A 12,203-nucleotide genomic window follows, 5' to 3' on the forward strand; every position below is an offset into this window, starting at 1 on the left:
CACCACGCCACAGGAGCCGCGCAATGAACCAGGACACCCGGCAAGTCGCCATCGTCACCGGCGCCTCGCGCGGCATCGGCGCCGCCATCGCGCAGCGGCTGGCCGAGGATGGCTATCAAATTGTCGTGAACTACGCCGCCAACGCCTCCGAGGCGCAGCGCGTCGTCGCCACCCTGCACGCGACCGGGCACACCGCCATCGCCGTGCAGGCCGACGTGTCGAAGGCCGACGAGGTGCGCGCGATGTTCGACACCGCCGAGCGCGAGCTGGGCAAGGTGGACGTGCTGGTGAATAACGCGGGCATCCTCAAGACCATGGCGCTGGCCGACACCAGCGACGCGCTGTTCGAACAGACCTTCGGCGTCAACGTGCAGGGCACCTTCAACACCCTGCGCGAAGCGGCGAAGCGCATGAACGACGGCGGGCGCATCGTGAATTTTTCCACCACCGTGCTGGCGATGAAGCTGCCGGGCTATGCGGTCTACAGCGCCAGCAAGGCCGCGGTGGAAGCCTTGAGCGGCGTGTTCGCCAAGGAGCTGCGCGGCCGGCAGATCCGCGTCAACACGGTGGCGCCGGGGCCGGTCGCAACCGAGTTGTTCTTCACCGGGAAGACCCAGGAGCAGGTCGACCATTTCGCGAAGCTGCCGCCGCTCGAGCGCCTGGGCGAGCCGGGCGACATCGCGCGCATCGTGTCCTTCCTGGTGAGCGAAGAATCCGGCTGGATCAACGGCCAGGTGCTGCGCGCCAACGGCGGCACCGCGTGAGCCTGGCCGGCTGACGGATCAGCCGTAGGGCGTGTAGGCCACGCCGTTGGACATGACGCCGACCAGCGCCGCCTGGTTCTCCGCGCTTTCGCTGAAGCCGAGCAGGATGTCGGCCACCCTCGCCTGCTTGTTGTCGAGGATGCCGGTCCAGTAGTCGACGCCGGCCTTTTCGCCCGGACGCTGCAGCACGTTCTGGTAGAACTTCTCGACGATCTCGCGGTTGCTCGGCGCGGCGCCATAGACGTCGCGGAACTCTTTCGAGTCCACGAAGCCGCTGGCGACGGAACCGAGCGCGAGTCCCTTGTCCATCATCGAGAGCCAGTAACCCAGTCCCGGCAGGTCGGGCGTGCGCGCGAACGCGGCCTGGTAGACGCGGAAGGCCTGGCCGGCGATGCCGTTGACGTCCAGCGCGATATTGGTGTCGCCGAACTGCAGGCGCTCGACATTGACCAGGGTGTCGGTGCCATCGGCGCCGCTCAGGTCGCGCACGGTGGCGGTGCCGTTCGTCATGCTCACCTGGTAGCTGGCGGCCGTCTTCCCGTAGGTCACCACGTCGCGCCCGGCGCCGCCGTCGATCGTGTTGTTGGCCGCGTTCTGCCGGATGATGTCGTTGCGTGCGGTGGCGGTGATCGCGCCGGCCGGCGGCAGCGCGCTGGTGGCCAGCGCGGTGTTCGAATAGACATTGCCTTCGTAGACGTTGATCGAGCTGAAGCTCACGCCCTTGGCGGTGGCCACCGGCACGTTGAAGACGCCGACGAAATACTTGTCGTTCGCCAGCGTAGTGAGCTGGCCGGCGCGCAGCGCCACCGAGAAGTGGCCGAAGCCGTCATTGGTCCAGACGATCGGCGTGTTCGCGGACGGCAGGTCGTTCATGAACTGCGTGATGACGATGTCCTTGCTGCCGTCGTTGTTCACGTCCATCAGCTTGATGAACTGGCTGGCGCCGACGTTGTTGTCCTGGTTCGGCAATCCTTCGCGGCTGTCTTCCGCCTTGAAGTGGTCGAGCGTGGCATCCACGAACGTGCCGTTGTCGTTGCGCGCCACTTCGAGCGACCAGCCGTCGGCATAGGCGGTGCTGGGCGTCGATTCGGACGACAGTAGCAGCAGGTCGTTGTCGCCGTCGCCATCGATGTCCATCGCGGCGATGTCGTGCACGATGCGGGTGTTGCCGAAATACCCCTGCGGCAGGTAGGACATGCTGCCTGCGCTGTAGCCGGCGCCGGTGTTCCAGAACACCAGCGAGCGGTGCTCGCGGTTGTTGACATTGCCCTCGTCGCCGAGCACGAGATCCGGCCGGCCATCGCCGTTCAGGTCGGCCAGCAGGGACGAGGTGAAGCCGAAGTTGCCGCTCTGGCGGTTGAGCAGGCCGCCCGGCTGCAGCGGCAGGCCGGCATTCGACTGGGTGAACTTGCCGCTGCCGTCGCCGAGCAGGAAATAGGCCTCGGTCGGGCTGGCGTTGCTGCTCATGTTGCCGACGAACAGGTCCAGGTTGCCGTCGCCATTGACGTCGCCCGCCGCCGCGCTGTGCGAGAAGTCGGACAGCTGCGGCAAGTTGGCGCTGGCGTCGGTAAAGCCGCCGCCCGCCTTGCCCAGCAACAGGTGATTCTGCCCGCCCGGATAGGGCATGGTGTCGTAACCGTGGTCGACGACGAACAGGTCGATCAAGCCGTCCTTGTTGACATCGGCCTGCACCACTTCGCGCGGATGGACCGTGGTGAAACTGGCCGGCAGCATGCCCGCCGGCGCCGGCGCGTAGGTGCCGTCACCCTTGCCCAGCATCAGCAGGGCCGGCTGGCCCGCCGGGGCACTGCCGTTGAAGGGGAAATAGGCGCCGAAGGTCAGGATGTCCTTGATGCCGTCGCCATTGGCGTCGACGACTTCCGGCAGCGTCTGGGACGCCTGGTTCACGGGGAGGGGCGACGTGGCGCGGGCCATGTCAAAGTAGTCGTCGGCGTTTTGGATCATGGTATCAGGGGGAAGATTAGCGACAACCCGGCATCGGGCGTCTGGAACTGTCAGTTTGCAAATTCTGTCAGGAAATACTTATTGATTCAAGCTATTGCCACACCAGCCATCGCCAGGCGGACGAAAACACAACAGTGCCCGCGCCTATAATCGGACCGTCCACGCTGCCCCTGCCCCCAATGCCCTATCGCCTTGCCATTTTCGACTTCGACGGCACCCTGGCCGATTCCTTTCCGTTTTTCGTCAGCGTATTCAACCAGATCGCCGACCAGCACGGCTTCCGGCGCATCGAGGCAGGCGAGGCGCACAGTTTGCGCCACCACGACACGCGCGCCATCATGCGCCATGTCGGCATGCCGGCCTGGAAGCTGCCACTGGCCTCAAGCAGTTTCATCGCGCTGATGCGCGAGAACGCGGCGCACATTCCGCTGTTCGACGGCATCCAGGACGTGCTGGAGTCGCTGGATCGCGCCGGCGTGCGGCTGGCGATCGTGTCTTCGAATTCGGAGCAGAACGTGCGGCTGGTGCTGGGGCCGGCGTTGAGCGCCTTGTTCGCGCACCATGAATGCGGGATGTCGGTGTTCGGCAAGGCGGCGCGGCTGCGCAAGGTGCTGCGGCAGGCGGGCGTTCTGCCTGCGCACGCGCTGTATATCGGCGACCAGGGGCTCGATGCCGAGGCGGCGCGCAAGGCAGGGGTGGATTTTGGGGCGGTGAGCTGGGGGTATGCGCCGATCGAGGCGCTGCGGCGGCTGGGGCCGGCGCATGAGTTTGGCGTACCAATCGAACTGCTGCGCATTCTGCGTGGCTGATCATTGGCTGGTGGAGTGAATCCGACTCGATGCTGTTGCAGATCAACAAGATCTTCTGCAGGAGGTCAAGACTGGAGGATATTTCGATTCAGAAAGGACGACCATGCGGACCCCGGCCAGTGTTCTCACCCTCTTCGCCAGTCTTCTCACGGTTCCGTGTGCGGCGCAGGAAGGGGGCGTACCGGCAAGCGATGCGCCGGCAGCGGGCGCCGCGGAAGCGCGGTTTGTCACCTGGGACAACGACAGCTGGTTCAAGACCGACCGCTATTACACCAACGGCATCCAGTTCAGCTCGCGCTCCACGGTAGACGATCGCGGCGACTTCACGCGGCGCTGGACCGGCGCCGCCTGCCGCTGGTTCGGCTGCGGCGATGCGCGCTTCCTGTTCAGCCAGCACAGCGTCGGGCAGCTGATGTACACACCCAGCGACATCGCCAATCCCGTCCCCCAGCCCTTCGACCGGCCGTATGCGGGCCTGCTGTATGTCGAGCGCTCGTGGCTGTTCATCGACCAGGATGAGCAGGCGATCACGACCCTGAGCTTTCATGCCGGCGTGACGGGGAAGCTGTCGCTGGCCGAACCGACCCAGAAACTGTTCCATCGCATCTTCGACCGCCCGCAACCGCAGGGCTGGGACCACCAGGTCGGCACTACCCTGGCGGTGCTGGTGTCGGCCGAACGGCGCTCGGCCTGGCCCAGCCTGTCCGGCGCGGTGCTGGGCGACATCCGCCTGCACACGGCCGGCCACTGGCGCCTGGCCGTCGGCAACCTCATGAGCTATGCGGCCGGCGGTGTGACTTTCACGCTGGGCAAGAACCTGCCGCCCGTGTCGCCGGCGCCACCAGGCATCGTCAACCGGGCCGCCCCGGTGGACACGGCCTGCCGCCTGCGCTGGATCCAGTGCACGGTGACGCTGGGCGCCGAGGTGCGTGGCATGGCCTACAACATGTTCCTGCAGGGCCGGCCATGGCGCGACGATCCGGAAGTACGGCCGCGGCGCTGGGTGGGCGACCTCACCGCCGGGCTGCGGATGGATTTTCCCACCACCCGCGGCAGCGATCACGGCCCCTGGTTCGCGCAGTTGCGCGTCACCCGCCGTAGCGCCGAGTTCCGGGCGCCGGTGAACGTCCCGCGCCATACGATCGGTTCGCTCACGCTCGGCGCCGAGTTCTAGCCTGGGCGGGTCAAATCCCGGTGCGCGGTTGCGCCTGCCTCCGGGCGCTTCTATACTCCGTCAGGCGATGCATTCCTGCATCCTTGACCCCGGAACCTCCATGCGCCTTCGACTTCTCCTGCTTGCACCGTTGCTCCTCACCGGCTGCGTCAACGACTCGGCCAGCTACCGGATCGACAGCAACGACCACGCGCTGACCGTGCGCGTGGTGCAGGATTATTTCTGGAGCAAGCAAGGCAGCATGACGCTGACCGCCGCGCGGCTGCCGGACTGCCAGCGCCTGATCGACCTGGGTCCGGTAGCCTTGTCGGGCCTGGAGATCGAACTGTTCGCCAGCGGCCCGAACATCTATACCCTGCGCTCGGGCGAAGACACCTGGCAGGTCGACACCGGCGCCTGCGCCGAGCTCGAAGCCCCCGAGGCGAATGCCGTCACCGGCCAGCCGCTGGGCGTGTTCCATCTCGACGCCGACAAGAAGCTGGTGTTCGAGGCGGCCGAAGCGGCGTCGTAAGGGGTTCGCGCGTGCAACGGCCGTGGAGGCAGATCTGCTGCTGTCTCGGCCTGGACCGATGATGCCGCCCGCGCGTTCAAATCACGTTTGAAGGGCAAGGGAGCGACAACTCCACGGCTGGTTGAACGCGCGGGCGGGAAACCCGCCCACCCTACGATTCACCAATAGCCCGGCACTGCCCCGGCTTAGGGACGCAGCCACCCACGCCCGATCGGCACCGCCAGCACGCGGCGGTACAACTGCTCCGTCATCGGCAGCAGCTGGGCACAGGCGCCGCGCACTGCGGGCGTGCTGACCAGCAGCGCCATCGACGCCGACATCACCAGCGCGCCCGCCATGTCTTTCGGCCAATGCACACCGAGATAAACGCGCGACCAGGCCACCACCAGCGACAGCGGCAAGAGCAGCAGGCCGATGCGGCGTGCCGAATCGATCTGGCTGAAGACCAGCACCAGCGCCACCGAGAACATGCTGGTGGCATGGTCGCTCGGGAAGGAGCTGTCGGGATCGTGCAGCAGGAAGGTGTGGCCGATCTCGGCAACGAAAGGCCGCGGGCTGTACCAGAACTGCCCGATCAGGCCGTTGAGCGTGAGGGCGCACACCGCCGCGACCAGGGCGCGCAGCGCCACTTCGCGGCCCGCGCCGCCGCCCGTCCACAACAGCACCAGCGCCAGCGGCATCAGGAAGATCAGCCATTGGGCCGCGAACACGGCCCCTAGCAATTGCCAGCCGGCCAAGCCGGCTTGCGCATTCAGGAGAGAAAACAGGGTGAGGTTGAGGTGCTCGAGCATGGTGGCCGCCAAAACGATAAAATATTGACAATATTTTAATAGTTTAGCTCAGCAATACCCGCGCACATTTCGATAAATGCAACAGCGTGTGACAAGGAAGTGACGATCTCACCGGCTACTGCCCCATCTCAACGGCGACCCTGGATCTTGCGCAGCTGAGCGAGCTCCACCTCGCGCCCGGCTTTCTCGAGCACGCTTTCGAGCAGGGAGCGGTCGCCTTCCCGCAGCATGGTCCATTGGGTGAAGTATTCGTGCACGGTGCGCCACGGCGGGAAGCCCGGCGGCAGGCTGCGCCATGTGGCGCCCGTATGGAGGAAGAAGAGCACCGCGCAGAACACGTCGTAGAGGTCGTGCTTGCGCGGGCGGGTCTTGCGGCGTGCCGCTTCCAGCACGCCACGCAAGGGCTCGAACCCTTCGCGAGAAATATCGCTGGGATAAGCGGGACGTTCCATGGCACTCCCCCAAAATTACTTGGAGGCGCCGGATATGGAACAGGTTCCAAGGCGATCCCGGCCGTCAAGCCGCCGGGACGGGGAGAATCTAGTCGCGCGCGAGGGCCAAAAACTCAGTCCGCAGCCCGAGATTCGGCTGCAATTCGCCCAGCATGGCCGAAGTAATGGTTTCTTCGCCGATGGCGCGGATGCCGCGGCTTTCCATGCACAGGTGGCGGCATTTGATGACCACGCCGACCGCCTTCGGTTCCAGCACTTCCATCAGCGCATTGGCGATCTGGATTGTCAGGCGTTCCTGCACCTGCAGGCGCTTGGAGAAAATATCCACCAGGCGGGTGAGCTTGGACAGGCCGACGATCTTCCCGTTCGGCAGGTAGCCGACGGTGGCCTTGCCGAAGAAGGGCGCCAGGTGGTGCTCGCAATGGCTGTACACCGGGATATTGCGCACGACGATGAGCTCGTTGTATTCCTCAGCGCCATCCTCGAAAGCCTTGAGCACTTCGATCGGATCCTGGTCATAGCCCGAAGTCCAGTGTTTCCATGCCTTCGCCACGCGGGCCGGCGTTTCGTGCAGGCCCGGACGATCCGGATTTTCGCCCAGGCTGGTGAGCAGGCGGCGCCAGTCGTGTTCGGTGAAAGCTTCTTTGTCGGACATGGTGAACCCTACGAAATTCGAATTGCCGCAAGTATATAGAAAATGCGCCTGGAGGTCCGGGTGCTGCCAGTTTCTTGAGCAAGCTTAATGTACCCGCGCCACGGCCGGCGTAGCGTGGACAGTGGTTCCAGCCTTCGGAGAAGACCATGTTCGGCAGCACTGTCCTTGAAGTCGCCATCGGCCTGACGTTTTGCTACGGCACGCTGGCACTGGTTGTCAGTACATTGCAGGAAGCCATGGCGGCGGCCTTCAGCCTGCGCGCCAACATGCTGCTCGCCGCCATCAAGCGCATGCTTGACGACCCGCGCTGCGAGGCGCTGGCGCAGAGCCTGTACGACCACCCGCTGGTCAATCCGCATGGCAGCTCGAATGCCCGGCGCCCATTGTCGGTCCGGCTAGCGCGCCCCGGACCATCCTACATCGAACCCGCGCATTTCGCGATTGCCCTGCTCGACTCGCTGCGCACCAGCCCGGCCATCCCGCTGCAGGCGGCGATCGAAGCCCTGCCCGACGAGCAGGTGCGGCGCGTGCTGCTGGCGCTGCTGCGCCAGTCGGGCGGCGACCTGGCGCGCTTCCAGGAAGGCATCGCCGGCTGGTTCAACAGCGCGATGGAGCGCCTGTCCGGCGTCTACAAGCGGCGCCAGCTCTTGATTTCCTTCCTGCTCGCCATGCTCTTGAGCATCATGCTCAACATCGACAGCATCCACCTGTTCCAGACACTGTGGCAGAACCCGGCCCTGGCCGCCCAGATCAAGGCCGCCCCGGCCGGACTCGACCCCGAAGCGCTGCGCCAGATGTGGGCCCTGCCGATCGGCTGGACCACGTTCCCGCCCACGCTCAACTCGGCATTTGCGCTGCAAGTGGCCGGATGGCTGATCACCGCCGGCACCACGCTGTTCGGCGCGCCGTTCTGGTTCGACCTGCTGCAGCGCGCCGTGCAGCTGCGCAGCACCGGCGCCAAGCCGCAGGCACAGGCCGCGCGTACCGCGCCGGAAAGCGCAGCCGTCCAGCCCTAGCGGTGTGGCGGGCGGTGCGAGTCCACCAGTACGCTCGACACCGACATGTGCGGCACCCTTTCGGGCCATTCGTCGTTCGGCCCGAACCAGCGCGCTTCCGCGATCTCGGTGGCGTCGACGCGGATCTCGCCATCGAGGTAATCGGCCGTGAAGGCCAGCATCAGCGAATGCGGGAAAGGCCAGGACTGGCTGGCGAAATACTGCAGGTTCTGCACCCGCAGCCCCACCTCCTCGAACACCTCGCGGTGGATCGCTTCTTCCACCGATTCGCCCGCCTCGAGAAAACCGGCCAGCGGCACGAAGCGCTTGGTCGGCGAGGCCAGGTGCATCGCCAACAGCACGCTGTCGCCCTTGCGGATCAGGACCATCATCGCCGGCGAGATGCGCGGATAGGCCATGTGGCCGCAGGCGACGCACTTGAAGCAGCGCTCGCCGGCCGCGATCTCGGTGCCCTTGCCGCAGGCGCCGCAGTAGCGGTGGGTGCGCGCCCATTCGGCCACCTGGGCGGCGCGTGCGGCCAGGCCCACCAGCTCCTCGTTCATGTCAGCGAACAGCGAGCGCAGGCCGCGGAAGGCAAAGCCCGGTGGCGGGCTTGGCTCGCTGTCGAACCAGCCGGTCTCGCAATAGCGCTCGCCATACAGGCCGAGCGGCTGCAGGCGGGTACGGTCGACGTCGAGGGAGTCCAGCAGCGCGCCATCGGGCAGCGACAGGTCGCTTTCGCGCACCAGCAGGCGCCCGCCGTGGAACAGGAAGCTCAGGGGCGCCGGGTCGGGGCGCGGGGCGAACAGGGGCGTAAAGGAAGCGGGCGTCTGGAGCATGGTCGGTATCCGGGCAGGTCGATAGCCCGATGATACCGCCAATCCCGGCCCTGCTCCCGGGCCTGCCTTAAGCCGCGGGAAGGATTACTTGAGCAGCCTGGTGCTGCTGGCCACCAGGGCGATGATCACCGACAGACCGCCGACATAGCCGATGGCGGCCTGCATGCCCACAAAATGCGCGACGGCGCCGATCACCGGCGGGCCCATCAGGCTGCCGCTATAGGCCATGCTGGCCACCGCCGCCAGGGCCATCGGGCCTTGCGCGCCGGCGGCGCTGAACACGAAGGGGAAGAGCAGCGACAGGCCCAGGCCCGCGACCGCGAAACCGCCCAGGGCGACATAGGCGTTCGGCGCCACCACGGCGAAGAACAGGCCGGCGGCCGAGACCAGCGCGCCAGTGCTCACCAGGCGCTGGGCGCCGAAGCGGACCTTGAGCTTGTCGCCGACCAGGCGCGAGAGCAGCATCATGACCGAAAAGGCCGACAGGGCCAGCGGCGCCAGGCCGTCCGAGGCGCCGAAATGCTCCTTGAGGAACACGCCGCTCCAGTCGGCGATGCTGCCTTCGGACATCGAGCCCAGGAAGCCGAGCAGGCCCAGCAGCGCCAGCGGGCCGCGCGGCAACGAGAGCGACTTCTTCTCCACCTTCTCGACGCTGTCCTCGAACGGCATCATGCCGAAGGCGAACCACAGCACCACGGCCAGGGGACCGGCCAGCATCAGGAAATGGGTCGCCGGGGCGATCTTCATGCTGGCCATCAGGCTGCCGAGGGTGGCGCCGGCCAGGCCGCCGGCGCAGCCGATACCGTGCAACATCGACAGTTCCGACTTGCCGGTCTGCTTTTCACGCCGGGTCGCGGCCGAGTTGATGGCGACGTCGAAGGTGCTGGCGGTAATGCCCAGCATCAGGACCGCCAGCATCAGGCGCGGCACGGTCGGCGCCATGCCGATCGACACCAGCACCGCGAGCAGGGCCATGCCCGACACGAGCAGCGACTTGCGCGCGCCGAAGCGGCCCATCAGGAAGGACGAGACCGGATAGGACAGCACCGCGCCCAGGCCGCCGCACAGCAGCACCATCGACAGCGCCGAATGCGACACCTGGACCCGCTCGGCGAGCGCCGGAATGCGGCCGGCCCACGAGCCCATGATCAGGCCGAACAGCGCGAACAGGGTCGGCAGTGCGTATTGCTGGGTTTGCGCGAAAGAAGAAGTACGCCGGACGGAAACAGGTGAGTGCATCGAATGAATTGTCGAATTTTGGGAGGAATGAAGAACTTGCAACAGGCCTTGAAATGCAAACGCCAACCGCAGAGGTTGGCGCGTCAAAGCTGACATGCGGCAATTTTACCGAGTGGCAAAATTTTTTGCTTGCCGCACGGGAAAATTTATAAAAGACGTTGTTGTGCGTTGACGCAAAGAAGACAAGCGTTTGCCACCTGAAGCAGTTGCAGGAACGACAGCCGTGGCGATCGGTGCTACTCGTCCTCTACCGGCGGCATGGGCCGCTCGCCGATCTGCTGGCGCCACATCGCGTAGTACAAGCCCTTCTGCGCCACCAGTTCGTCGTGCGAGCCGGTTTCGACCACCCGCCCCTTCTCCAGCACGAAGATCGACTCCGCATGCATGATGGTCGAGAGCCGGTGCGCGATCAGGATGGTGATCTGGCTGGCCCGCGCCGAGATCCGGCGCACGGTATTGGTGATCTGCTCTTCGGTGAGCGAATCGAGCGCCGACGTCGCCTCATCAAAAATCAAGAGCCGCGGCTCGCGCACCAGGGCGCGGGCGATCGACAGGCGCTGCTTTTCGCCGCCCGAGAGCTTCATGCCGCGCTCGCCGATGACGGTGTCCAGACCCTCCGGGGATTTGAGCAGCAGGTTCGCGCACGAGGCCTGCTCCATCGCGCGCACGATCTGGGCATCGGTCGCGTCGGGCTTCACGAACTGCAGGTTCTCGCGCAGCGTCCCGGCGAACAGGTTGGTCTCCTGGGTGACGAAACCGATCTGGCGCCGCGCCTCGTTGTAGCGCAGGTCTTCGGTCGAGATCTCGTTGTAGAACACCTTGCCGCGCGCCGGCGTGTACAGCCCGACCAGCAGTTTCACCAGGGTCGACTTGCCCGAGCCCGAAGGCCCCACAAAAGCCACGGTCTGGCCCAGCGCGGCGGAAAACGAGATGTCCACCAGCGAATCTTCCTGCGCGCCCTTGTGGCGAAAGCCGACGTCGGCAAAGCGGATCTGCTCGAGCGGCCCGATCTCGACGAATTCTTCCGGCCGGCGCTCGATCGGCTTGTCCATCAGCACGCGGAAATTCAGCAGCGAGGCTTCGACCTCGCGGTGCGCCAGGATGATGTTGCCCAGTTCCTGCAAGGGCGCGAAGATCGCCACCGAGATGAACTGCATGGCGATCAGTTCACCCGGAGAGAGCACGTCGCGGAAGATCAGCCACAGCAGCGCAAACAGGATCGCCAGTTTCAGCAGGCTCAGGGTGCTGCCCTGTAAGAACGAGAGCAGGCGGATGCGTTTGACCTTCTCCATCTCGAGCGCGAAGATGCTGTCGGTCTGCGCCTTGAGCCTGCGGATCTCGGTGAAGGTCAGGCCCAGGCTCTTGATCAGCTCGATGTTACGCAGCGACTCCGTGATGAAGCCGGAGTTGCGGTTGGTCTCGCGCACGATCGAGCGCTGCTGGGTCTTGATCTCGCGGCTGAGCATGCCCGTCAGGCCGCCCAGCACCAGCACGCCCACCAAAAAGACCGGCACCAGCAGCCAGTGCTTGTTCACCGCATACCAGATCAGGAACGACACCCCGACCAGGGAGGCGAACACGGTATTGATGAAGGTATTGATGAAGCGCTCGCTGTCGGCGCGCACCTTCTGCAGCAGCGACAGGGTCTCGCCGCTGCGCAGGTCTTCGAATTCCTGGTATTTCAGGCGCAGCACGTGGCGCAGGCCGTCGTTGAAGATCGCCACGCCCAGTTTTTGCACCACCAGCCGCGTCACGTATTCCTGCACCGCCTTGGCCAGGCGCGACAGCAGCGCCACGACGACGGCGATGCCCAGCAGGCGCAGCACGCCCCGGACCAGCTGCTCGTCCGTTTTGGCGGCGGGATTGAGGGCGTACTCGTCGATGATCTTGCCGAAGATGATAGGGTCGACCAGGCTCAGCACCTGCGAGATGCCGGCCAACAGCAGCGCCAGCCCGGCAAGGCGCCAGTGGGGGCGAAGATAACTCCAGAGAATGTGCATGTTGGCATC

General features: G+C 65.6%; 11 protein-coding genes and 1 pseudogene. 5 read left to right on the plus strand and 7 right to left on the minus strand.

From position 1 onward, the window contains the following. Positions 1-23: 23 nt before the first annotated feature. Positions 24-764, plus strand: a complete 741-nt coding sequence (locus AC56LR_RS07345) for an SDR family oxidoreductase (protein WP_497129098.1) — start codon at positions 24-26, stop codon at positions 762-764. 18 nt (positions 765-782) lie between these two features. On the opposite strand, the gene AC56LR_RS07350 is transcribed toward AC56LR_RS07345, so the two are convergent. Continuing rightward, positions 783-2,729 carry an FG-GAP-like repeat-containing protein gene (locus AC56LR_RS07350; protein WP_497129100.1) on the minus strand — a complete coding sequence of 649 codons (1,947 nt, stop codon included), beginning with the start codon at positions 2,727-2,729 and terminating at the stop codon, positions 783-785. Between the two features lie 179 nt (positions 2,730-2,908). On the opposite strand from AC56LR_RS07350, the gene AC56LR_RS07355 reads away from it, so the two are divergent. From AC56LR_RS07355 to AC56LR_RS07365, 3 genes are all read left to right on the plus strand, one after another. Further along, positions 2,909-3,538 (plus strand): HAD hydrolase-like protein, encoded by a 630-nt coding sequence (locus AC56LR_RS07355; protein ID WP_497129102.1) that lies wholly within the window; start codon positions 2,909-2,911, stop codon positions 3,536-3,538. 103 nt (positions 3,539-3,641) lie between these two features. Next, complete coding sequence (locus tag AC56LR_RS07360; protein ID WP_497129104.1) at positions 3,642-4,712, plus strand: lipid A deacylase LpxR family protein; 1,071 nt, start codon at positions 3,642-3,644, stop codon at positions 4,710-4,712. A 100-nt stretch (positions 4,713-4,812) separates the two neighbouring features. Next, positions 4,813-5,223: a hypothetical protein gene (locus AC56LR_RS07365; protein ID WP_497129106.1), complete on the plus strand. Its 411-nt coding sequence runs from the start codon at positions 4,813-4,815 to the stop codon at positions 5,221-5,223. A 185-nt stretch (positions 5,224-5,408) separates the two neighbouring features. Here AC56LR_RS07365 and AC56LR_RS07370 read toward each other — a convergent pair whose 3' ends face one another. From AC56LR_RS07370 to folE, 3 genes and pseudogenes are all read right to left on the minus strand, one after another. After that, positions 5,409-6,014 (minus strand): phosphatase PAP2 family protein, encoded by a 606-nt coding sequence (locus AC56LR_RS07370; protein ID WP_497129108.1) that lies wholly within the window; start codon positions 6,012-6,014, stop codon positions 5,409-5,411. Positions 6,015-6,143: 129 nt separating this feature from the next. After that, positions 6,144-6,466: pseudogene (locus tag AC56LR_RS07375) on the minus strand (transposase); the annotation flags it as partial. Positions 6,467-6,554: 88 nt separating this feature from the next. Next, on the minus strand, positions 6,555-7,121 hold the full coding sequence (folE, locus tag AC56LR_RS07380) for a GTP cyclohydrolase I FolE (protein WP_497129110.1): 567 nt from the start codon (positions 7,119-7,121) through the stop codon (positions 6,555-6,557). 146 nt (positions 7,122-7,267) lie between these two features. Here folE and AC56LR_RS07385 point away from each other — a divergent pair, with 146 nt between their 5' ends. Further along, a complete protein-coding gene (locus AC56LR_RS07385; RefSeq protein ID WP_497129112.1) occupies positions 7,268-8,137 on the plus strand; it encodes a hypothetical protein in 870 nt (289 codons plus the stop codon). Here AC56LR_RS07385 and nudC read toward each other — a convergent pair. The 3 genes from nudC to AC56LR_RS07400 all read right to left on the minus strand — a co-directional run bounded on the left by nudC (position 8,134) and on the right by AC56LR_RS07400 (position 12,194). After that, positions 8,134-8,955: an NAD(+) diphosphatase gene (nudC, locus tag AC56LR_RS07390; protein WP_497129114.1), complete on the minus strand. Its 822-nt coding sequence runs from the start codon at positions 8,953-8,955 to the stop codon at positions 8,134-8,136. The two genes, AC56LR_RS07385 and nudC, sit on opposite strands and share 4 nt — an antisense overlap. Positions 8,956-9,039: 84 nt before the next feature. Then, the gene (locus AC56LR_RS07395; protein ID WP_497129115.1) at positions 9,040-10,194 is read right to left on the minus strand and encodes an MFS transporter; all 1,155 of its coding nucleotides are present in this window, start codon (positions 10,192-10,194) and stop codon (positions 9,040-9,042) included. Between the two features lie 236 nt (positions 10,195-10,430). Then, complete coding sequence (locus AC56LR_RS07400) at positions 10,431-12,194, minus strand: ABC transporter ATP-binding protein (protein WP_497129117.1); 1,764 nt, start codon at positions 12,192-12,194, stop codon at positions 10,431-10,433. Positions 12,195-12,203: the final 9 nt, after the last annotated feature.

Source organism: Telluria sp. ZT3P39, from assembly GCF_059685935.1.

Excerpts from the sequence above, each read along its gene's own strand:
- AC56LR_RS07385 (WP_497129112.1), top strand. The coding sequence starts at position 7,268 with ATGTTCGGCAGCACTGTCCTTGAAGTCGCCATCGGCCTGACGTTTTGC.
- AC56LR_RS07360 (WP_497129104.1), top strand. The coding sequence starts at position 3,642 with ATGCGGACCCCGGCCAGTGTTCTCACCCTCTTCGCCAGTCTTCTCACG.
- AC56LR_RS07365 (WP_497129106.1), top strand. The coding sequence starts at position 4,813 with ATGCGCCTTCGACTTCTCCTGCTTGCACCGTTGCTCCTCACCGGCTGC.
- AC56LR_RS07370 (WP_497129108.1), bottom strand. The coding sequence starts at position 6,014 with ATGCTCGAGCACCTCAACCTCACCCTGTTTTCTCTCCTGAATGCGCAA.
- nudC (WP_497129114.1), bottom strand. The coding sequence starts at position 8,955 with ATGCTCCAGACGCCCGCTTCCTTTACGCCCCTGTTCGCCCCGCGCCCC.
- folE (WP_497129110.1), bottom strand. The coding sequence starts at position 7,121 with ATGTCCGACAAAGAAGCTTTCACCGAACACGACTGGCGCCGCCTGCTC.
- AC56LR_RS07350 (WP_497129100.1), bottom strand. The coding sequence starts at position 2,729 with ATGATCCAAAACGCCGACGACTACTTTGACATGGCCCGCGCCACGTCG.
- AC56LR_RS07345 (WP_497129098.1), top strand. The coding sequence starts at position 24 with ATGAACCAGGACACCCGGCAAGTCGCCATCGTCACCGGCGCCTCGCGC.
- AC56LR_RS07355 (WP_497129102.1), top strand. The coding sequence starts at position 2,909 with ATGCCCTATCGCCTTGCCATTTTCGACTTCGACGGCACCCTGGCCGAT.
- AC56LR_RS07400 (WP_497129117.1), bottom strand. The coding sequence starts at position 12,194 with ATGCACATTCTCTGGAGTTATCTTCGCCCCCACTGGCGCCTTGCCGGG.
- AC56LR_RS07395 (WP_497129115.1), bottom strand. The coding sequence starts at position 10,194 with ATGCACTCACCTGTTTCCGTCCGGCGTACTTCTTCTTTCGCGCAAACC.